The 22,921-nt window shown below is 33.6% G+C and carries 20 protein-coding genes and 1 tRNA gene; 14 read left to right on the top strand and 7 right to left on the bottom strand.

Annotation, left to right across the window (positions count from 1 at the left end; translation table 11 throughout):
* Window positions 1-385 precede the first annotated feature (385 nt).
* Both DZ60_RS0112270 and DZ60_RS0112265 read left to right on the top strand, forming a co-directional pair.
* The gene (locus DZ60_RS0112270) at window positions 386-3,160 is read left to right on the top strand and encodes a TonB-dependent receptor (protein WP_025742365.1); all 2,775 of its coding nucleotides are present in this window, start codon (window positions 386-388) and stop codon (window positions 3,158-3,160) included.
* A 17-nt stretch (window positions 3,161-3,177) separates the two neighbouring features.
* Complete coding sequence (locus DZ60_RS0112265) at window positions 3,178-5,136, top strand: hypothetical protein (protein WP_025742364.1); 1,959 nt, start codon at window positions 3,178-3,180, stop codon at window positions 5,134-5,136.
* Window positions 5,137-5,348: 212 nt separating this feature from the next.
* Here the strand turns inward: DZ60_RS0112265 and DZ60_RS0112260 are convergent, their stop codons facing one another.
* The 3 genes from DZ60_RS0112260 to DZ60_RS0112250 all read right to left on the bottom strand — a co-directional run bounded on the left by DZ60_RS0112260 (window position 5,349) and on the right by DZ60_RS0112250 (window position 8,829).
* Entirely contained in the window at window positions 5,349-5,798 is a 450-nt protein-coding gene (locus tag DZ60_RS0112260) for a GlcG/HbpS family heme-binding protein (protein ID WP_025742363.1), read from the bottom strand.
* 398 nt (window positions 5,799-6,196) lie between these two features.
* A complete protein-coding gene (locus DZ60_RS0112255; RefSeq protein WP_161634398.1) occupies window positions 6,197-7,270 on the bottom strand; it encodes a helix-turn-helix domain-containing protein in 1,074 nt (357 codons plus the stop codon).
* Window positions 7,271-7,422: 152 nt separating this feature from the next.
* Window positions 7,423-8,829 carry an MATE family efflux transporter gene (locus DZ60_RS0112250; protein ID WP_025742361.1) on the bottom strand — a complete coding sequence of 469 codons (1,407 nt, stop codon included), beginning with the start codon at window positions 8,827-8,829 and terminating at the stop codon, window positions 7,423-7,425.
* A 294-nt stretch (window positions 8,830-9,123) separates the two neighbouring features.
* Between DZ60_RS0112250 and DZ60_RS0112245 the strand changes: the two genes are divergently transcribed.
* The 6 genes from DZ60_RS0112245 (at window position 9,124) to DZ60_RS0112220 (ending at window position 14,643) form a co-directional block, all read left to right on the top strand.
* The gene (locus DZ60_RS0112245; RefSeq protein WP_025742360.1) at window positions 9,124-9,483 is read left to right on the top strand and encodes a T9SS type A sorting domain-containing protein; all 360 of its coding nucleotides are present in this window, start codon (window positions 9,124-9,126) and stop codon (window positions 9,481-9,483) included.
* 97 nt (window positions 9,484-9,580) lie between these two features.
* The gene (locus DZ60_RS0112240; protein WP_025742359.1) at window positions 9,581-10,561 is read left to right on the top strand and encodes a LuxE/PaaK family acyltransferase; all 981 of its coding nucleotides are present in this window, start codon (window positions 9,581-9,583) and stop codon (window positions 10,559-10,561) included.
* Window positions 10,562-10,563: 2 nt separating this feature from the next.
* Window positions 10,564-11,583: a hypothetical protein gene (locus DZ60_RS0112235; protein ID WP_025742358.1), complete on the top strand. Its 1,020-nt coding sequence runs from the start codon at window positions 10,564-10,566 to the stop codon at window positions 11,581-11,583.
* Between the two features lie 4 nt (window positions 11,584-11,587).
* Entirely contained in the window at window positions 11,588-12,106 is a 519-nt protein-coding gene (locus DZ60_RS0112230) for a DUF350 domain-containing protein (RefSeq protein ID WP_025742357.1), read from the top strand.
* Between the two features lie 426 nt (window positions 12,107-12,532).
* On the top strand, window positions 12,533-13,861 hold the full coding sequence (locus DZ60_RS0112225) for a DUF6973 domain-containing protein (protein ID WP_025742356.1): 1,329 nt from the start codon (window positions 12,533-12,535) through the stop codon (window positions 13,859-13,861).
* A gap of 338 nt (window positions 13,862-14,199) precedes the next feature.
* The gene (locus DZ60_RS0112220; protein WP_025742355.1) at window positions 14,200-14,643 is read left to right on the top strand and encodes a YHS domain-containing (seleno)protein; all 444 of its coding nucleotides are present in this window, start codon (window positions 14,200-14,202) and stop codon (window positions 14,641-14,643) included.
* Between the two features lie 186 nt (window positions 14,644-14,829).
* On the opposite strand, the gene tyrS is transcribed toward DZ60_RS0112220, so the two are convergent.
* The 3 genes from tyrS to DZ60_RS0112205 form a co-directional block, all read right to left on the bottom strand.
* Window positions 14,830-16,125, bottom strand: a complete 1,296-nt coding sequence (gene tyrS / locus DZ60_RS0112215; protein WP_025742354.1) for a tyrosine--tRNA ligase — start codon at window positions 16,123-16,125, stop codon at window positions 14,830-14,832.
* A gap of 112 nt (window positions 16,126-16,237) precedes the next feature.
* Window positions 16,238-16,786: a TetR/AcrR family transcriptional regulator gene (locus tag DZ60_RS0112210; RefSeq protein WP_241448741.1), complete on the bottom strand. Its 549-nt coding sequence runs from the start codon at window positions 16,784-16,786 to the stop codon at window positions 16,238-16,240.
* Window positions 16,787-16,835: 49 nt separating this feature from the next.
* Window positions 16,836-17,309: a TspO/MBR family protein gene (locus DZ60_RS0112205; protein ID WP_025742352.1), complete on the bottom strand. Its 474-nt coding sequence runs from the start codon at window positions 17,307-17,309 to the stop codon at window positions 16,836-16,838.
* A 101-nt stretch (window positions 17,310-17,410) separates the two neighbouring features.
* Between DZ60_RS0112205 and DZ60_RS0112200 the strand changes: the two genes are divergently transcribed.
* From DZ60_RS0112200 to DZ60_RS0112175, 6 genes are all read left to right on the top strand, one after another.
* On the top strand, window positions 17,411-18,496 hold the full coding sequence (locus DZ60_RS0112200; RefSeq protein ID WP_025742351.1) for a diphosphomevalonate/mevalonate 3,5-bisphosphate decarboxylase family protein: 1,086 nt from the start codon (window positions 17,411-17,413) through the stop codon (window positions 18,494-18,496).
* A gap of 50 nt (window positions 18,497-18,546) precedes the next feature.
* Complete coding sequence (locus DZ60_RS0112195; RefSeq protein WP_025742350.1) at window positions 18,547-19,482, top strand: mevalonate kinase family protein; 936 nt, start codon at window positions 18,547-18,549, stop codon at window positions 19,480-19,482.
* A 12-nt stretch (window positions 19,483-19,494) separates the two neighbouring features.
* Window positions 19,495-20,406, top strand: coding sequence for a geranylgeranylglycerol-phosphate geranylgeranyltransferase (locus tag DZ60_RS0112190; RefSeq protein ID WP_025742349.1), 912 nt, complete (start codon window positions 19,495-19,497; stop codon window positions 20,404-20,406).
* Between the two features lie 329 nt (window positions 20,407-20,735).
* On the top strand, window positions 20,736-21,053 hold the full coding sequence (trxA, locus tag DZ60_RS0112185) for a thioredoxin (protein ID WP_025742348.1): 318 nt from the start codon (window positions 20,736-20,738) through the stop codon (window positions 21,051-21,053).
* A gap of 312 nt (window positions 21,054-21,365) precedes the next feature.
* Window positions 21,366-22,295: a DUF58 domain-containing protein gene (locus DZ60_RS0112180; protein WP_025742347.1), complete on the top strand. Its 930-nt coding sequence runs from the start codon at window positions 21,366-21,368 to the stop codon at window positions 22,293-22,295.
* Between the two features lie 86 nt (window positions 22,296-22,381).
* Window positions 22,382-22,455 (top strand) — tRNA-Asp (locus DZ60_RS0112175).
* Between the two features lie 254 nt (window positions 22,456-22,709).
* Here DZ60_RS0112175 and DZ60_RS0112170 read toward each other — a convergent pair.
* The coding region (locus tag DZ60_RS0112170) for a DUF2452 domain-containing protein (RefSeq protein WP_025742346.1) at window positions 22,710-22,921 on the bottom strand (212 nt) is incomplete at its 5' end.

The raw sequence follows: 22,921 nt of genomic DNA, 5'->3' as shown, positions 1-22,921 counted from the left end.
CAAAACTAATCTTAAAAGTATCCCCCTGTGAAATCTCGCTTTACCTAATTGTTATCCAAGTTCATGGATTCTTACCTTTTTTAACCATTACATAACAATTCTGTAATAATTTATAAAAAACAGTGGCAATCCAACAAAAGTCTCCTTTTTGCAAAATTTACAATAAAACTAAAGTCCCAAAAAAACAAGTTAATTACTTATAAATAAATACTTTACAAAAAAAAGGAATCCCTAAAATTTGCACCCTAAAACTCTCTGAAAAATCTTACAAAATCTAATTTTTTTTCTTTTCATCCGTGACAATCCCTTAAAATAACCATAACGGATACGTAAACTCAATTACTGTAAAACCGTATTTATTTGTACCAGATTTTGAAAATAAGAAATGAAAAGAATTTTTAGTTTGGTAGCCTTGTTTTTTGCAGCGGCTATTTCTGCACAAGAAACTGGTACTATCGCCGGTAAATTATTAGATAAAGAATCTAATAATCAACCTCTTCCTTTTGCCAATGTTATAATACAGGGAACTGATAAAGGAGCATCAACAGATTTTGATGGTTTATTTGAAATTGCGGGAGTTCCTGCAGGAACCTATACTATCGAATTTAGCTTTACAGGATACCAAACCGTAGAAATACCAAATGTAGTAGTCGAAGCCGACAAAGTTGCTGTTGTTGACGCTACGATGGGAGCCACTGCTGCTTCGTTAGATGAAGTTTTGATTAAAGTAGTCACTAATAGAGAGCGTGAAGAAGCACTTTTGATTGAGCAGAAAAAAGCAGTAACCGTAAAAGAAAGTATAGGAGCTCAACAACTTACCAAATTAGGAGTTTCTGATGCATCTGGCGCAACTGCCAAGATATCTGGGGTGTCAAAGACAGAAGGATCAGGAGATGTATATGTTCGTGGTTTGGGAGATAGATTTCTTTCAACCACACTCAACGGATTACCAGTACCTTCTGATGATATTGAAAAGAAAAATATTGATTTAAGTCTATTTCCTACAAGATTAATACAAAATGTATCAATTAGTAAAACTTTTTCTTCATTTACCTCTGCCGATGCTGCCTCAGGTAATATCGACATTGCAACCAAACAATTAAATGGACCTCTTGTCCTTTCTGCTAGTATTGGTGCAGGAGTCAATACAAATGTTGCCGAAGGAGGTGTTTTTGATAATTTTAAAGTGTCACCAAATTATGATGATGTAAGCTTAGGGTTTTACTCTGGCAGTCCAGCATCTGAAAATAAATTATCTAATCAATCATGGTCTCCAGAAACAGTAGTAACACCTATTAATTCAAGCTTTTCTTTTACAGCGGGTAAAAGAATCAATGATAAAATAAGAGCACTTTTTACAGCGGGTCAATCTACTACGCACACATATAGAGAAGGAGTATTTAGACAATATCGATCTAATTTCCTTCAGGATACTATACCTGATGCCGTACAATGGTCTAAAAAAGTAACCACTTCTGCACTATTAGATGTTGATTTTGAAATTACCGATAATGATGACCTAAAATTTACAGGATTGTTTATCAATAAAATTGAAGATCAAGTACTCGAAGGAGGTAGAGCAGGTACAGCCTTTATTTTTGAAGAAACAGACACTGGTGATGAATTTGCACAGTTTATAAGAGATCAAAACACTAAAAAGACACAAATCAATATTGCGCAACTTCATGGTGATCATCGTATTTCGGAAAAAAATCAATTAGACTGGAGTTTAGGATACAATAATGTAATAGCAGATGAGCCTAATCGTATCCGAAATGAATTGAATTTTACCGATGATCTAGTTCAATTAGGTCGTACAGGAGGGTTTCAGCAACGTAAATCTACACAACAAATCACAGATAATGAATTTAACGGAAAAATCAACGACACTCACAAAATTCTTGATGAAGAAAACAAAGCTTTTGATATTTCCTTAGGAGCTAATTATAGAAACAAAGTAAGAGATTTTAGTTCTCAATTTTTTGGACTCGAAGAAGACTTCTTGAATGCCGTAAATCCAGAATCTATCGACTTGATTACAGAAGCTTTTATCATTGATGGAGACCTTAATAATTTTCTTGACATCAATACTTTATTAGAAGACTCCTACGAGGGAAAACTACAATCCTTGGCTGGATATATGAATGTGGTGGGGAGACTTAATAAGTTTTCTCTAGAAGCCGGCTTGCGTTATCAAAAAGACAATATTGATGTTGATTTTGATGTAAATAATTTTGCAGGAAGAATCGGGAGTGCTAATAAAGAATACAAAAGACTGTATCCATCTGTAAATCTTAAATACGCCATTAATGAAAAAATTAGTGTGCGTTTTGCAAATAGCATCACGACAACATTACCAGAATTTAAGGAAATTGCTCCTTTTGAGTATGTTTCTCAAGTAGGGCAAGTTACACGTGGTAACCCTGATCTCGAAGCATCCATCGATTATAACTACGATGTAAAGTTTGAATATTTTCCGACCAATGACCAGCTATTCTCAATCACAGGATTTCATAAAAAAATAGAAGATCCTATCAATAAAGTACAAGATAGAGGTTCTGCTGGTGTATTCTCCTATTTTAATGCTGGAGAGGAAGCAACAATATATGGTATCGAAGCAGAAGGTCGTGTAAATATTATAAAAGGTGATTCTATACCTTCACTTAAGCTCAATTTTAACATCTCGAGAATGTGGCATAAGCAAGACCTAAAAGAGATTAGAGATGAAGACGGAAACCTGCTAAGAACTTTTAGATATAATAATATTACCGAAGTAGATTTACAAGGAGCATCAGATTGGATTATTAATACTTCTCTAAATTTTAGCACCAATAATGACACTCCTTTTGAAGCCACACTATCTGCGAACTACGCTTCTGACAAAGTATTTGCATTAGGTTCTCCAGAAAGTCAGGCGCAAGCAGATACACTATATAACGATGCAATTATTGAAAAAGGATTTGTTACCCTAGACCTAATCTTAAGCAAACGATTAAATAAACACTTTAAGCTAGGTGTATCAGGTAAAAACCTAATTAATCCAGAGGTTGAAAGAACCCAACTCGTTAAACCCAGTACAACAGGAATACAAACAGAAGAAGTTGTACGATCATATACAAACGGAAGACAAATAAGTATAAACCTTAATTACAATTTTTAATTTAAATATTTAAAGCGATGATCAAACAAGTAAGAAAATTAACAGCAATATTAGCTGTTTCCAGTTTATTTTTTGTTGCCAGCTGTGGTAATGATGATAATGGTGGTGGTTCATCTGATGATGATACAATAGAAGTAACTGAGCTTAGCGGTAATCTAGAAGAAGATTTAATGTTGGATCCAGATATCGCATACCAACTAACAGGAACATATACTGTAAAAAGCGGTGTAACACTTACTATTCCTGCAGGAACAGAAATTACTGTAGATACTGATGCCGGAGCCGGAGCTACTGACTTATACATAGTAGGAGAACAAGGTTCTACTATTAATGTTAATGGTACTTCAGCTGAACCAGTGGTTATGAAATCTTCTAACGGAGAAGCAGGTGACTGGGGTGGATTAGTACTTCTGGGAGAAGCTACTACAACAGAAGGAGTAGATGCTATTGCAGAAGTAGGTGGTCTTATCTATGGTGGTACTGATGATGCTGATAGTTCAGGAAGTATTAGCTATCTAATAATGGAAGGTACAGGAGCACAGATCAACTCTGAGTCTCAATTTAACGGATTAACATTATATGCTGTTGGATCTGGTACTACGATATCACATATTGCGATCATCAATGGTGCTGATGATGGTATCGAATTCTTCGGTGGTACTGTATCTGCAAGCAATATATACTTAGAAAACCTTGAAGATGATGCTATCGATTGGACTGAAGGTTGGAACGGTACATTATCTAACACATATGTATTACATACTCTCGAGGGATTCTCTACTGCTTTAGAAGCAGATGGTGTTAATGGTAACCCAACAATAGAAAACTTTACTGCTGCCTCTACTGTAGGAGGAGTTGCTTTACAATTCAAAAAAGAATCTGGTGCAACTATTACAGGACTTTCTCTTTCTGGATATGATACTTCTTTAGATTTTGCCGATGATGGTGCTGTAGCGAATGTACAAATCGAAGAAACTGATGCAAACCCTGCATTAAGTTATTTTGCCGCTCCAACTGTAGAAATTACAGATTTTGCTTGGGCAACTAGTAACACATCAACTGATGACTACACAATTTTAGAAGGTAACATCACCGACACTGTTACTTTAGATGCTAGTGTTGATTACCTTTTAGATGGTGCATATGTAGTGCAAGATGGTGGGAAATTAGTAATTCCTGCCGGAACCAAAATCACGGTTAGTGAAGGAGGAACGTCAGTATACATTGCAGTATTACAAGGAGGTCAAATCGAAATTAACGGAACAACTGATGCTCCCGTAGTGATATCATCTCTTTCTCAGTCTCCAGGAGGTTGGGGAGGTCTTACTATATGTGGAGAGGCTACTACAACTGAAGGGGTAGACGCTACCGCAGAAGTTGGTGGATTTATCTACGGTGGTACTGCCGATGATGATAATTCTGGAATAATTGAAAACTTAGTAATCATTGGTACAGGAGCTCAAATTAACTCTGAGTCTCAATACAACGGTATTTCTTTTTATGCTGTTGGATCTGGTACTACTGTAAATAACATTGCAGTTATCAACGGTGCTGATGATGGTGTTGAGTTCTTTGGTGGATCTGTAAATGCTACTAACCTATACCTAGAAAACAACGAAGATGACGCTGTAGATTGGACTGAAGGATGGAATGGTACAGTTACCGATACATACGTATCTCATACAGTAGCTGGTTTCTCTACGGCTGTAGAAGCAGATGGAGTAAACGAAAACCCTTCATTAGTAAACTTTACTGCCGTTTCTTCTGTTGATGGTACTGCATTACAGTTCAAAAAAGAATCAGGTGCTACAATCACAAACATCTACCTAGAAGGATACACTACAGATATAGAATTTGCTAACGATGGTGACCCTGCTAATGTACAAGTTGATGATAACGATTCTGATGCGGCTGACTACGATGCAGGTACTCCTGTAGATGTTAGCGGATGGACTTGGAAAGATGCTACTTTATAAGATTACAACGATATATAGATTACACAAAAAGACTGCCCGAAAAAGGCAGTCTTTTTTTTCTGACACATCTGTCTAAATAACAAACCCCTAACTAAAAAGGCAATACTATTTCTACTATAAAATTAGTATCTGTTATAAAGACTGGAATAAAACTCAACTTTGCTAAAATAAATTCGCACTAGATGTGTCGTTAATAACCAAATCAATAAATATCACAACTCTACTTTTTTTAATCCAAATACTGCACATTGCACATCAATTGCAGGCGCAGCGCCAGAAACACCAATACTTCCAATAACATACCCATCTTTTAATTTAATAAGAACACCCCCGGGAATTGTTGCAATTTCTGGAGCCATGGGCGCATTCCATTTCTCGGTTTCTTCTGTAGTGTATTGATATATTGACGCCGACTTACCTTTCCATCGCGCAACTTCAGATGTACCTATCGATACCCCATCCATTTTTACGAAATTTATAAGTTGACCGTACCGATCATATACAGCAATAGCCATTTGCAATTGATTTGTTTTTGCATATTCGATACATCCTTCTATAATTTTTTGAGTAGTAGAAAAATTCAGTGTCGGTTTTAAACTCTGAGCTTTAATTGCCAAGCTAACGACAACCATAAGTAAGAAAATTATTTTTTTTTGTTTCATTTTTCAAAGATTATGTTTACACTATAATAAGAAGGTATTAAAATGTAATAGTATGTCTGCATTTTATGATACTTAACCAACTTTACAACAATGGCAATATTGGCACTTCTCTCTATACGTTTGTATTATTTATATTGATTACAACCACAAAAAATCATTGTCCTCTTTTGCATTATATAGCAATTAATCATCATCAGACCATCAAAAGTGATAGAATGACTTCTGTTTTTAATAGTTTCTCCCCCTCCCCGCTGTGTGGTAATTGAAGATATAAAAAGTAGAAAAAAAAATCATTGCATTGCAGTAAATTCAAGTATCTAGACTGCAATAGTAGGGGTAGCAAAACATAAAAAGGTTTTAAAACATAATTCAGAACCTTTAAGACATTAGTTTTAACGTTAATTTAACTCTGAATCCTCATATATGCTTTTTCGATATTCTGTTGGGGTTTTTCCTGTTTTCTTTTTAAACACAGTGTTAAAAACAGATTTTGAATTAAAACCTGCTTCAAAATAAATTTGACTGATTGTATTACTTTCTTCTTCCTTCATCAGTCGAATACTTTCTTTTATTCTATAAGAATTTACAAATTCTCTAAAATTTATTTTATATTCTTCATTAATCACTCTCGAAATATGAGTACGTAAAACGCCTATATCTTTAGCCATAACCTCCAACGAAAATGATTGATTCAAATACGGTTGTGAGCCATCCATATATTCATTTATTTTAGAAAAAATTTGCTCTTTATATTGATCTGTCAAGCCACTTTTGGCATATTTTTGAAAGTTATTCTCAATGGTTTTTGCAAGTAATGAATACTTTACTTCTAATAAGAATAAGATGAATATTGAAACTAAAAAGAGGATCTTATATGTAAAGTATATCGGAACCTGAACCCCCAAATGAGCTTTAAATTTTACTGCCAAAATAAAATCCGTCAGATATAAAAATTTGCAAAAGAAAATAAACTTACATAGTGCGATTTCGAATTCTTTTAGAATATTGCTACTTTCTATCTTAGATGTCTTCAAAGTTTTAGTAACAAAAAATAAATAATAAAATAATTGTATTCCTTGTATGGTGATAAAACTATAATTAATAGCATCTGTCCAAATATACCAATGACATATTACCGAACCAATCTGATTCGTTCCAAGAACGGATAGATATATACCTGTAAAAAATAAAGACATCAATGGGAGTATAAAATGCACCCATTTTTTTATACGAACCTTCAATCCATCGCAAATATAGAGTATGATTAAAGGCAGTATAGAGAGTTCTATAGTTTCTTTAAAGTAAAAAAAACCACCAAAGTTTGTTGCCAATGTATTTTTTACTTCAGGAAAATAAAATACAACCTCAATAGTATTAACTATAGAAAGTCCTATAAAAGTCAATCCCAAAAACAGATTTCCTTTTTTTTCTGTACTATTCATTAAAACCTTAATCCCAAGTAACAAACACATAAGGGCAAGGGTAAAAATCAAACAGAGTTTAAACGTGACCATTAATTAAATTAATTAAAAGAATATAACACCATTTATTATATCAAAGTAAGCAAATGGATGCTTCGCATCCAAATTTTGTATCGCTTCTTATTTTTTAAAAAAGAGGCAGTTTAAACTTTTACCATTTTCCAATTCCCTTTTCTAAACCACAAAATGCCGATAATGGCAATTAATATTTCTGCACTGGTAATCGCGACAAATACACCCATTGCTCCCCAATCTAATAGGATTGCCCCTAGATAAGCAAATGGCAATTGAAACACCCAGAAACAAAAGAAATTAATAATCGTAGGGGTCCTAGTATCTCCTGCTCCATTAAATGATTGTATAATCACCATCCCATATGCATAAAAAACATAGCCAGCAGCAATCACTCGTAAGCTTAAAGCTCCATATTCTACTACTAAGGCTTCATTACTAAATATTCTTATGATTGCCTCTGCAAATACCAGATAAAACAGTGATACTATTCCCATAAAAACAGCATTGTACTTTCCTGTTTTCCAGACTGATTTCTCTGCTCTTTCTGGTTTTGACGCACCTAGATTTTGCCCAACCAAAGTCGCTGCCGCATTACTCATCCCCCATGAAGGCATTAGGGTAAACATTAATACACGAATTGCAATTGTATACCCTGCCAATACCTCACTGCCAAACTCAGACATTATTCGCATTAAAAATACCCAACTAGAAGTACCGATAATAAACTGCCCAATGCCCCCAAGTGATATTTTGATTAAATTAAGCATGATTGCTGCTCTAAAAACAAAGTCCTTAAAAGCCACCTTAATTTTGCTCCAACCATAAAAAAGAATGAGTAACTGAAATATTACAGCGCTTCCACGACCAATAGTTGTTGCTATAGCCGCACCCTGAACTCCGAATGCTGGTATTGGGCCAAATCCAAATATAAACATGGGATCCAAAATAATATTGAGTAGATTAGAAAATATAAGTACCCTCATTGCAACAGATGCATCACCGGCACCCCGAAATACTGCATTTACCAAGAACAATAACATAATCGTTATATTACCCCCCAAAAGTATCTGAGTATACCTATACCCTTCGGCAATAAGGTCAGGTTCTGCTCCCATAAGGTGCAAGATTTCTTTAGGAAAAAAAATCCCAACCACACTTATTATTAAGGCAATAGCAATCCCCAAAAATATGGATTGTACAGCTACTTGAGAAGCGCCACGAATGTCTTTTTCTCCTATTCTGCGCGCAACAATCGCCGTAACCCCCATACTCAATCCTATTGCAATTGCATATACAAGTGTAAGTACTGACTCAGTCAATCCCACCGTAGCGATAGCATTAGCTCCGAGACTAGAAACAAAATACGCATCTACGAGAAAAAATATAGACTCCATCATCATTTCGAGTACCATCGGAACAGAAAGCATAAAAATTGCCCGACGAATACTACCATTAGTAAATTCTTGTTCAGTACCCGTAATTGATGTTTTAAAATATAGGAATAGACTAAAAATTGAATATTTATTTTTGGACATGACGTTAAAGAATTGTGAATTATTAAGAAAACAAAAGTGTAAGAAGGCAATAAGACTACATCTTAGCTTCTAGATTGAGAGGTTTTGTACGCACAACTGTGTGCAAAATTCTTTATAACTTCATGATACTCACAAATATCAGAATTATTTCTGAATATTTTGATTTGAAAATAATAAAAAAGCGATTTTTTATATAAAATTTCCCATTAATCAATGTTTAACATACAACTGTGGCCAAGTTTTTGTTCTTTTTCAATTTTATATTGTATCTTTATGGTCCCAAAATATCGCTTTATGAAAAAAATCTACTTACTACTCTTACTTATTGGCCTATCTGCTTTCCCCATAAACTCAGGGATACAAGCACAATCGAATACTATTAACGGTATCGAAAACCAAGATCCCAAAAATGCTAAAATTAAAGGATTAAGCATTTTTCCTAATCCTGCTACTGCCGGAAGTTCTATCTATATTACATCAGATCGTGCACTTACCAAAACGGTAACAATTTTTACTGTATTGGGTGAAAAAAAGCATTTTAAGGTATTAATTGGTAAAGAATTAGATATTAGTCATCTTGGACCAGGTATCTATATTATGAATATCAAAGAAGGTAAAAACAGTGCTACCAGAAAATTAAGCATTACCAAATAGCTTACATATTCTTTTCTTAAAATCTTAGGATAAAATTCTGTTTTAAAAATTTCCTGTTTTTATACCTTTGTTTCTATTCATTTGTTGAACAAATTATATGCAGGCGGACACTATTTTTTCTATTCAAAACGATTTAGATTTTGAGAAATCCGCAGTGCGTGTATTTCATCATCAATATACCAACAACCTATTCTACCAAAGATTTTGTAATCTTCTTGGGGTTACAAAATCTGCCATAAAAAAAATTGAAGATATCCCTTATTTACCCATTCAGTTTTTTAAACAGGAGAAAATCATAAGTACTTCTAGACCTATAGCTACGATATTTACTAGTAGTGGCACCACAGGAAGCGTTACCAGTAAGCATTACGTAAGTGATCTTAGCGTTTATGAAAAAAGTTTTCGAAAAGGATTTCAACATTTTTACGGCTCTATAACTGACTATGTGGTCTTAGCGTTATTGCCATCCTACTTAGAGAGAGAAGGATCTTCGTTGGTTTATATGGCAGAAAAATTAATTCAAGATAGTGCCCATCCAAAAAGCGGATTTTATTTAAACAATACTGAGAATCTAATTCACAACCTGAAAAAATTAATAGCAGAAGAAAAAAAAATATTGCTTCTAGGTGTATCTTTTGCTTTACTTGACCTTATTGAGAATTACAACATAAAATTAAGTCCAAATACCATTGTTATGGAAACGGGAGGTATGAAAGGTCGAAGAAAAGAGATGATTCGTACCGAATTACACGAAATTATCAAAAAAGGGTTCGGTATTTCTAAAATTCATAGTGAATATGGAATGACTGAGTTGTTATCACAGGCATACTCTAAAGGCGATGGTATATTTCATTGCCCACCATGGATGAAGGTCTCAATTCGAAATCCAGAGGCTCCACTAACTCGGTTAGGAGTTAATCGTACCGGAGGCATCAATATAATTGATCTTGCTAATATTAACTCATGCTCCTTTATTGCTACTCAGGATTTAGGAAAAATACGAAGTGATGGTAGCTTTGAGATTTTAGGTAGATTTGATCATAGTGATATCAGAGGATGTAACCTAATGGCGCTTTAGCAATGGCAGTACAAAAAAAAGCAGGTTGTTTTTCGTTTCCCGCAATTGTTTTGATCGCAACTGTAGGCAGTGGTTTTCTAACAGGGTTTTTACCTATCTCTACTTTTTTTGCTTTTATAGTCCTATTGTACGGATTATCTATTGTTTTTGGTAGATCAAGCAAGGAGAATACCTCCAGATTTTCTTGGCGATTCGTAATATACAGCACCTTTCTTCTTATTGCACTAGTAGGAGTGCGCTATATGCTTTCTGATTTCTCTTTGGACCAATCTATAACACCAGATATAACTGAGAATATTTCTCGTGAAAACTTTTTTGAGAATGGAGATTCGATAGTGGTACTTCGTCAAGACAGACAATGGAAAGATAATTATGGAAATTCATTTAGTGGTCGATTTTTAATTCGAGAAAAAGAGTATTTCTCATCAAAAAAAGAATATGCGAGCGCAGTAAGTTTTCATCAAAACCATTCTTGGGGAGAGTTATATCAATATCTAGCAACAACAGATACACCTCGTTTGGACTTAATACTTGATGAACTTAAAAAAATAAAAGACACCAATTCTCTTAATCAATTCGAATTTGCAGAAATGGTCGTTACCTTTATACAAGATATCCCATATGCCTTTGTTTTTAGTGAGGCATGTAAATCTCCAGAAAACTACGAAAAAACCATTAAAATCGCTTTAGAAAAATGCCCTAGCTGCTGTATTGGTCAAGTTCCTTTCGGAATACAAAATCCAGTAGGATTTATGGGGAATCTAAAAGGTGATTGTGACACTAGAACAGTTATTATTTATGCTATTCTTAGTTATTTTAACTATGATGTTGCTATCCTAAATAGTGATTATTACAAGCACTCAGTTTTAGGACTCAACATTCCTTCGAAAGGAAAATTCATTGCCCAAAAAGGAAAACGGTATTATGTGTGGGAAACAACAAATAAATTTTTTACCATAGGTACTTTGCCTAGTAATTTCGACAATATTAATCATTGGTACATTGTACTAACAAACAACTAACAGCATGCAAACTAAATTATTAACGCTTGCCTTTATAGAAATACTCTTATCGATTATTCTTTCGGTACTCATCATTTATATTTCTTTTAAGCTACTACAAAAAATATTCTTCAAAAACACTTCTATTCAAGATAATAATATGGCATTTTCTGTTTTTGCAGCAGGGATCATTCTATCTATAGGAATCATGCTTTCCGAAATTATCCCATCAATTACCAATATTGTTCGATTATCTATGTCTGGAGAAAATCAGATTACCTTTGGTAAAATTGTTCAGTATTCGGGATTATATTTAGGAATAGGCTTTGCCTTTGCCATCCTTATAAATACAGCTGTTTTTTTCCTTTTTTCGGCATTAACCAAAGGGATTAATGAATTCAAAGATATTCAACAAAATAATTTGGCAACTGCAATCGTGGTGACAGCAACATTATTGTCGATTACATTGATTGCAAAAGACAGCATCAGCTTATTGATAAGTGCATTAATTCCGTACCCTGAGACCAATAACTTTTTATTGTAAAAAATCCGACACACCTTTAGTACTTAAAACACGAATACCATATCAATCATAATACACAACAAATAATTTAAATTGTTGATCTCGCATTTTATAATCGGTATGGTATAACTTCTAAAAAACATAGCTGATATACTACGGGCTATTCTGTCATTCTAATAGACAAATCCCATCCAACTTGCCGGAGATTTGTTTTCTAATCCCCATGGTGATCACCCAATACTATTCCTAGAAATTCTGAAAAAAGAGGAAGTATCATAACAGATATACCTAGTAAATATTTCAACAATATTTTATTGTTTGCTGCCTCAATATTAACAAAAATACCTAGCTAACAATCTGTTATAAAAATAAAAAAGTGCATCATACAATTATATGGCCATATACAAAAAGTTAAAAAATTAATTAAAACCAAACAATTACAATCAAATGAATACCAAAGAAACACTTAGAATCTTTTTTTACGTACTTTCATTTTCAATCTTAATTTCCTGTGAAAAAGAAATTGAGAACAACGAAATTAATGAAATTGAAGCTTTAGAAAACACAAATCCAGTAATTACGTTTAAAGGAATACCTGTAAACCATAGGTTTTCTGCTACACCAGAAGATTTGACTAAAGAGTTAACAAAGGTTTCATTAAAAGAATTTTATAATAAGCAGAAATACGAGCTAAGTAAAAAAAATAATTCTTCTGCTACATTTATAGAAACCGACTTGCCAGAAAATAACTTACTCGCCGAAGCTGCTTTAAATGTGAGTAGTGAATTTCCTTTTAATAGCGCTGAAGAGAACAATGTGTATTTAGATGAGTTGTTAAAAGAAAAAATTGAACTACTGAATGCTCCCAATACCGATAACGAGAGCATTCAAAGGATTAACCTATTAATTGAAAAAGAGCTTGAAAAAGCTCAATCAAATACGGAGCAAGATCAAGTGGCTAAATTAGACATGATCAAAAATGATTTTTCAGATTTATCTGAAGAAGAAATCTCTGAACACTTAGAAACAATTAACGAATATTATCTTTTGAATTTCGAATATGAGGCCTTAAAAGAATTAGCAACCAATGAGGAAAACATAAAGAGCTCAGTTTCTAAAAAACAACAAGAAAATGGAATAAGCTTCAAAATTGATTATGACGATGTTTCTGGAGCCTATGACCACGAGCAGTGTGTCTTATCTTCATCAGGTTATAATACTGCTGCTGGAGTTTATGCTCTAGCTCAAGCAAGTCTTGCAGCTGTAGCAGCTACAGAAGCATATTTTTATTATGCGAATGCAGAATCAACGTACAGAGATGCATTTCGCCATATATTCTGGAGCGGTTTATTGGCATACCATTATCCTTCTGTAAGCTCAAAGGTTAGCCCTATGAACTTTGCAAGAGCAATAGGAAATGCTAATGAAAGTTGTAGAGATGTCAACCCGGTAGATGCCGAACAAATGGATTATCATAATAATCAAGTAGGGAGAGACCTTTGGGATGATAATACATCCTATAAAAAAATATTTGGTGCTACAATCGGCTTAAACGAAGTTTCTGTTTCTAACCTAAAAGTTTTATCTTTTAATAAAGTAGTGAGAGGTTGCTTTGTTCCAAAATTTTATGGTAGTAATTGGCCTTTTAACAAAAGGGATTACAATTTAAGCGAGGAAGCTGTTTTATTTAAAATTAAATTATATGTTCCTTTTGACAGAGCCACATATTTTCTAGGAAGCTATATCTGGAACGGAACCGATTCTTGTATATACTAATACAAAAAACGATTTTCGAGTTTATTGCAGAGTGTGCTTATAGTATGCTCTGCAATATTTTTTTACACATATTCTGACACCATTTATACTACTCAACACAAACCTTTCCTGTTTCTAAAAACACCCTCAGTAAAAAAAGCCACTTCACAGAATTAGATCCTTACCAAAATCATTTTGATCAATATGTACCGTTATTCTTTTTTGCTTTTCGATACCTGACAAGTTTCCCTAATTGATCACATCCACATAAAAAAACAAAAAGTAGTTAAAAAAGAATATCCAATGTAAGGTTTAGATTTTTTGCACGACTAAACACACGAGAGTTCCAAAAAAAACATATGAAGCACTATATATTTCTGTTATTTTTTGCCTTTGCAGCACCTTTGAGTGCGCAAAAAGTGAATTACAATACTAGTAAAGATTTTGTTGCTAAAGGATATGATGTCACTGAGTATTTTGCAAACAAGGCGATAAGAGGTGCTAGCAATTTTATTGCTACTCATGATGGTGTAAAATATAAGTTTGCAACTCAAGAAAACTTAGAAAAATTTAAAAGTAACCCCGAAAAATACATCCCGCAATATGGCGGATTTTGCGCATATGCTATCGGTGTCAATAGTGAAAAAGTAGATATCAACCCTAAGACTTTCGAAATTAGAGATGGTAAATTATATCTTTTTTATAATTCATGGGGAATAAATACATTAGAGAAGTGGCTAGAAGAAGATCCCGAAAAACTACTTTCGCAAGCTGATGTAAATTGGGTAAAAATAAAGAAATAAAAATAGTTACAATATACAGTTGTATTGAGCTGTATGGATTGCTAAGTTTTTCAATAATTGATTTGGTTAATTGACAAAGCCTACTAGATAAGATGTTATAGTAGGCTTTGTTTTTTTATGTAAAGTAGGAATACTTATCAACCACCATAAGATTGATATTTGATATCCTAATATTGAATATGAAAACTATACCGCTCGTATTACAAAATAGTTTTTCTTACCACGTTGCAACAATACAAACTGTTCGTTTATCAAATCAGAGTCAGAGATCGCATATCCTTCTTTTACTTTCTCTTTATTTACAGATATAGAATTTTCTTTGAGTGCTCTTCTCGCTTCTCCGTTTGATTTTAGAAAACCTGTATGCTCTGCCAAAGCCCCAATAATATCTACGCCATCACTAAGTAAGTTTCTCGAAATTTCTGCTTGCGGCACTCCGTCAAAAACATCAAGAAAAGTAGCTTCATCTAATTCTTTAAGATCTGCTGATGTAGATTTTCCAAAAAGAATTGCAGATGCTTTTATTGCATTATCAAGATCCTCTTGAGAATGAACAATAACGGTAACTTCGTCTGCAAGCTTTTTTTGTAATGCACGTTGATGTGGCGCTTCTTTATGGGTTTCGACCAAAGATTTGATTTCTTCTTCGGTCAAAAAAGTAAAGATTTTGATATATTTTTCTGCATCCTCATCACTGGTATTTAACCAGTATTGATAGAATTTATAAGGTGATGTTCGTTTCGCGTCTAACCAAACATTACCACCTTCTGACTTACCAAATTTAGATCCGTCAGACTTTGTTATCAAAGGACATGTTAAGGCATATCCTTTCCCTCCTGCGATTCTTCTGATTAATTCTGTTCCTGTAGTGATATTACCCCATTGATCACTTCCTCCCATCTGCAATGTACATTCATGAGCTCTGTACAAATGTAAAAAGTCATATCCCTGCACCAATTGATAGGTGAATTCTGTAAACGACATTCCTTCTGATGATTCTGATGAGATTCTATTCTTTACAGAATCCTTGGCCATCATATAATTAACCGTAATATGTTTTCCTACGTCTCTAATAAATTCAAGAAACGAGAAATCCTTCATCCAATCATAATTATTAACCAGTACAGCAGCATTCTCTACATTGCTTTCAAAATCAAGAAATCGGCTCAATTGAGATTTTATAGCTTCTTGATTGTGACGCAATGTTTTTTCGTCTAGTAAATTACGTTCTGCCGATTTCCCTGAAGGGTCCCCAATCATACCGGTAGCACCACCTACAAGAGCAAAAGGCTTATGACCTGCCCTTTGGTAATGAGCCAATAACATGATAGGAACGAGGTTACCAATATGCAATGAATCTGCTGTGGGATCAAACCCTACATAGGCAGCTCGCATTTGCTCCATTAAATATTCTTCGGTTCCGGGCATTGCATCATGTAACATCCCTCTCCAACGTAATTCTTCTATAAAATTCTTGGCCATTGTAAAATATAATTCTTTTAAGAGCGACAAAGATAAAAATATGGACAATACGGAGCCATGAATATGATAGAAATCAAAAATTCTATTTTTATATCCTAAGAAGTGATTTAATCTAGATAATAGTTTGATCCTTTAAAAAGCCTCTCCATGAAATTTCTATTGCTTGATTAATATGCTTTTCCTGAAGTTTTACCTGTTCGTTTTCATGAATTTTTACCAGAGACACTACATTTCCAAAAAATAATTCTTCCATAATTAATGTATTATAGGCTTTGAATACTTTTTGTTTTATTCCTTTTTTAAAATAAGTTTCTATCTTATTGTAATGTTGCCTGGCCTTATCTTTTAGCGATTGCGGAATTTCTGGTGATCGCACGATTTGTTCAGAAAATATAAATGCCAATGGATTATTTACAAAATAATAGAACAGATTGAGCCACATAACAGAAAACTGTTTTTTTACATCGTTCTCTGGTGTATTACGCATTACTACTGTTCCAAAATCTTGAGCAAGCATTAAATAGAGTTCAGTAATAATTTCTTCTTTATTCTTAAAATGATGGTATACCGTTCCGTTGGCAACTCCAGACTCTTTAATAATTTGAGAAAGAGAGGTTGCATTAATACCTTGTTTTGTAATTAATTCTAAAGTAGTCTGCAAGACTATTGCTTTTTTACTCATATAAAATTGAAAATCCTTTTTCTTAGTTCTAATTAAGTTGCCAAATGCCAAAATTCAAGGCAGTTGCAAAAGCAACCCATATTATGTAGGGTATTAGTAGATAGGCGGCGGTGGAATTTACTACAGTAAACCATTTAATTGTGAACAAAAGTAAAACAAATAGGGCAATTATATCTATTAATGCTACGAAAGGATTTTGCAATCCAAAGAAAAGAATAGACCATGCTGCATTAAGCAACAATTGAAACCCAAAATGATATAACGCAGTTTTCACCCATTTATGATACAAGCCTTTACTCCAAACAATTCCTGCGGCAACCCCCATAAGAACATATAATACTCCCCATACAGGTCCAAAAATCCAATTCGGTGGTGTAAAAGAAGGCTTAACAAGTGTTGGATACCATGTGGTAATAGAGCTTTGGGTAGCAATACTACTTAAAAATCCAATGAATACACATAGTATTACAGATATAACAATACGAGAGATTTTTTTTTTCATAAAATAAGTTAGTGCACTACTAAAATAGGAATTTATTTTTACTACGAATGCCTTATCAATATAGGATACCTCTTATCTTTGTCAAAAAATTCTAGCAATCTATGACAGCCTATCCTGAGTTTATCTTATCTAAAAGTAAAGAGTTACCCGAGACAGGAACTATTGAATGTACTTCACCCAGCAATATTGCTTTAATAAAATATTGGGGCAAAAAACCTATTCAAATACCTCAGAATGCTTCTATTAGCTTTACGTTAGACTCTTGTAAAACTAATACTAAATTAACATACAAAAAACGAAATGTTTTAGAATCGAACTTCGATTTCGAACTGATTTTTGAAGGAAAACCAAAACCTGAGTTCAAACCCAAAATCCAAAAGTTTTTTGAAAGGATAGCACCATATGTTCCTTTTTTAAAAGAGTATTCCTTTACAATAGAAACAAGTAATACATTTCCTCATAGCAGTGGTATTGCGTCTTCTGCCAGCGGCATGAGTGCTTTGGCATTTTGTCTTATGCAATTAGAAAAAAAGATATTTCCTGAGAACCCAAGTGCATATTTAGTACAAAAAGCTTCATTTCTGGCTCGTTTAGGCTCTGGTAGTGCTTGTCGAAGTATCGAAGGCCCTGTTACCGTTTGGGGAAAACACGAAAATATCAATGGTAGTAGCAATGCATATGCAATTCCTTTTCCTGATAAAGTACACACAAATTTTGAAGCATATCAAGACACTATACTGTTAATTGACAAAGGAGAAAAAGAAGTAAGTAGCACCTTAGGACACGACCTAATGCATGGCCACCCATTTGCAGAAAAAAGGTTTGAACAGGCGAACGAAAATATTACCAAACTTAAAGAAGTGCTTATCTCTGGTGATATTGATGCTTTTATAAAAATAGTCGAGAGTGAAGCACTAACACTTCATGCAATGATGATGACCTCATTACCCTATTTTATTTTAATGAAACCAAATACATTATCTGTAATCCACAAAATATGGGAATATCGTAAAACAACGGGATCAAAAATGTGTTTTACCCTAGATGCTGGTGCCAATGTACATGTTTTGTATCCTAATATTGAAAAAGAAAGTGCTTTGGATTTCATTACTAGCGAGTTAGTTGCGTATTGTCAGAATCAGCAGTATATTTGCGACAAAATAGGTTTGGGAGCTAAAATAGTGTAACTTTAACCTTAAGTTGACGACAAGTAGTAAGAAGTAACATTTAAAATATTATGAAAGGACCGTTATTTTATTCTAAAATACTTTTGTTTGGAGAATATGGAATTATAAAAGATTCTAAAGGTCTTTCGATTCCTTATAATTTTTATAAAGGTGCACTAAAAGTATCAGACAAACCCAATAAGGAGTCATTACAATCAAATGAACACCTCAAAAAGTTTGCTTCTTACCTAGAAGAAATTCAGAATAAAGGTATCGTCACTTTTGACTTAGAAAAATTACAAGCAGACATCGATTCAGGAATGTATTTTGACAGTAGCATCCCTCAAGGATATGGTGTAGGAAGCAGTGGTGCTCTAGTTGCAGCAATTTATGACAAATATGCTGCCGATAAAATTACTGTATTAGAAAACCTGACCCGTGATAAGCTCTTAAAACTAAAAAGTATTTTTGGATTGATGGAGTCTTTTTTTCATGGTAATAGTTCTGGTCTTGACCCACTTAATAGCTACCTCAGCTTACCTATTCTTATACATTCAAAAGATAATATCGAGCCAGCGGGAATTCCATCTCAAAGCACTGTTCATAAGAAAGGTGCTGTTTTTTTGTTAGACAGCGGTATTGTAGGTGAGACGGCACCCATGGTTCATATTTTTATGGAGAGTATGAAACAAGAAGGGTTTCGCAACATGCTCAAAAACCAATTTGTAAAATATACAGATGCTTGTGTAGATGATTTTCTTAAAGGAGATGTCAAGTCACTTTTTTCGAACATAAAACAACTGTCTCATGTTGTTTTTGATAACTTCAAGCCAATGATCCCAAAACAGTTTCATTCGTTATGGAAAAAAGGAATTGAAACTAATGATTATTACCTTAAACTTTGTGGTTCTGGCGGCGGCGGATATATTTTGGGGTTCACTCAGGATTTTGATAAAGCTCAAGCATCACTCAAGGATTATAAGCTAGAAGTAGTTTACAATTTTTAAGAAGCATTAGTCATGCTTAACAGAAAAAATAAGCTTGTTATTCTAAAATTATTGAGTTTGTTTTCTGTTGTTCGCGGATACAATATTCTAATTATTGTAGTTGCGCAATACCTCTCTTCTATTTTTATTTTGGCTCCCCATATACAATTACAACAGATCGTATTGGATCCAAACTTATTCGTCATCGTGCTAGCCTCTTCTGGAGTAATTGCTGCTGGATATATTATTAATAACTTTTATGACAGAGAGAAAGATTTAATTAATCGTCCTCAAAAAACGATGCTAGATCGTTTAGTAAGTCAACGAACAAAACTAACTGGGTATTTTGTCCTCAATTTTCTATCAGTAGTATGCGCAAGTTATGTTTCTTTTAGAGCAGTAGTTTTCTTTTCAGTATATATTTTTTCTATTTGGTTCTATTCTCATAAACTTAAAAAATTTCCGATTATTGGTAATATTGTGGCTTCTTCTTTAGCCATTACTCCTTTTTTTGCAGTATTCATCTATTACAAAAATTTTGATGAAGTCATTTTTGTGCATGCTACTTTTTTGTTTTTGATATTAGTGATGAGAGAAATGATCAAGGACCTAGGAAATCTGAGAGGAGATCTTGCTCAAAACTATAATACGATACCTATTAAGTACGGAGAGCGCACATCAAAACAGATCATTAGTACTTTGATAGTGGCCGCATCTATCCCCATATACTTATTGCTTACCTCATACGATATTGGGTATATGTACCTATACTTTTACGCATCTATTCTACTCCTGCTTTTCTTCTTTATAGGGATATGGGCATCCAAAGAAAGAACACACTATGTCTGGCTACATAATATTCTCAAGTTTATTATTGTTGTAGGCGCTTTTAGCATCGTTTTAATTGATGTTAATTTGATTTTAGATAGAATTTTATGGCACTAAATTAAAGAAGTCTTACACCTTCTTAAACAAAGTTACTCCTTGGGCAAAAAATAAAAAGCACAAAGAACTGTTGATTTTTTCTTATATTAAACCCGGTTTATATATTAGAATCATTTTTTCTATTCTCTTTTTTAACAATATGTATTACTTCATATTTAGGAAATCAAAATAGTAAGAATTTATACCCAGAAAACAATAACATGTATAAGGGTATCAGAAAACTCGATATCTCTATAGCCAAAAGAAATATTGTGATTGTAAGCTTTGGCAGAATTATTGACTAATTTTGTGTAATTAAAATAAAAAACAATTTTAAATAATAAATAACTATGGCATTAGAAATAACAGATGCTACTTTTGATGAAGTAGTACTTCAGAGTGACAAACCAGTTCTTGTTGACTTTTGGGCAGCATGGTGCGGTCCTTGTAGAATGGTAGGTCCTATTATAGAACAAATTAGTGAAGAGTATAATGGCAAAGCCGTTGTAGGAAAAGTTGATGTAGACGCAAATCAGGAGTTTGCCGCAAAGTATGGGGTACGAAATATCCCTACAGTCTTAGTTTTCAAAAACGGAGAAGTAGTAGGTCGCCAAGTAGGTGTTTCCCCAAAAACTGCATACGCAGAGGCATTAGATTCCTTGATCTAAAAGAATAAACATACTTTGATAAAAGGCCTGACAATTGTCAGGCCTTTTTTGTACACACAACAAAATAGATTTGTTATGCGTATATTGTTTGCACAACACAATACCATTTTTACTAGAATGTGCTAGAAATAATTAATATTGTTGTACGTTTCATACTGTAATTTATTAGAAATTCAACAGAAAGAAATACTCGTTTTTTTCCTGAAAATGAAAAAAAACATGTGTAACTGTGGTTTTTTTATTCTTTTAAATTCAAAGTGTTAAATGCTATTTGGTGAATCATAAAAACAATACTTCTACTAAATCAAGAATATGAATATTCAAAATGAAATTAATAAAACTGGGGGATTTACAAATCTTGAGTTACTGGCAAAACAGGTTGTAGAAGGCTTTATCTCAGGAATGCATAAAAGTCCTTTTCATGGTTTTTCTGCTGAATTCGCTGAGCACAAAGTGTATAACAATGGCGAGAGCACAAAACACATTGACTGGAAACTTTTTGCCAAGACAGACAAACTTTTCACAAAACGATATGAAGAAGAGACAAACCTGAGATGTCATATTATTATCGATAATTCATCATCAATGCATTATCCTTTTGTAAAAAAGCACGCTATTAATTCTTTAAATAAAATTAGCTTTTCTGTACTTGCTACCGCTTGTTTAATGAATATCCTAAAAAAACAACGAGATGCTATAGGACTAAGTATCTATAGTGATCAATATGACTATTATGCCCCCGAAAAAGGTAGTGAACGACATCATCAAATGTTACTAAACACCCTTAGTAATACCATACTCCCAAAAGAGAAAAATAAGCAAACAGATACTTTTAAATTTTTACACCTTATAGCTGAGAAGATTCATCGAAGATCAATGATCTTCTTGTTTACTGATATGTTGCAAGCTACATCTGATCCAGAAAAACTATTCGAAGCATTACGCCATTTAAAATACAATAAACATGAAGTTATTCTTTTTCACACCTTTGATAGTAAAAAAGAGCTAAATTTTGATTTTGGTAATCAACCAACTCGATTTGTGGATGTAGAAACAGGTGAATTTATTAATTTATATGCAGACACAATCAAAGAGAACTATCAAAAAGCAGTGTCTTCCTATTTTTATGATCTTAAAATGAAATGTGCTCAATATGGAATAAAGTACGTAGAAGCAGATACTACAAAAGATTTTGATAAAATACTCACAACTTATTTTATTGAAAGACAGAAGTTTAATTAATAAATCAATATTAAACCAAAAAAAAGTAAAAAAAACATTTGTGAGTATCAAAATGAGGTGTATATTTGCATCCGCAATACGGCCTTGGTCTGGTAGTTCAGCTGGTTAGAATACCTGCCTGTCACGCAGGGGGTCGCGGGTTCGAGTCCCGTCCAGACCGCAAGATTGCAAAAGCTTCAACTGCGGTTGAAGCTTTTTTAGCAATTAACAAAGTTGTGTTGTCTCACGCTTGTCGTGAGAACTGGTTTAGTAGTAAACCGATGAGAAGCTTTTCCATATACTTGGAGAGGCTTTTTTTAGTTTACATCATTTTTTCTCACACCTTAGAAGTAGGATCATAAAGGATCAGGGGGATCAAGGCCAATTGTTGTGTTTACCCAAATATGCTTACTGCAATCTTTCTAAATCTCTTTTTTAAACCTTGTGCAAACAATCCCAAATTTTATTGGCAGTAAGCCTAAAAGTTCCGATATAATTAAAACTACATTCTTCGGGCGCCAAGATTGATAAAAAAACAGTTTCATCTTTTTTTCGGTACAAATAGTACGTCTCTCCCACTATAGGCTCAAAGGTAAATTTGGCATTATAAATTAAGTTATTATGGATCAAGGCCAATTGTTGTGTTT

This window comes from Aquimarina pacifica (assembly GCF_000520955.1).
Classification (GTDB): Bacteria; Bacteroidota; Bacteroidia; order Flavobacteriales; family Flavobacteriaceae; genus Aquimarina; species Aquimarina pacifica.
Note: the sequence above shows the minus strand (reverse complement) of the source record. Positions and strands in the feature narration are given on the sequence as shown.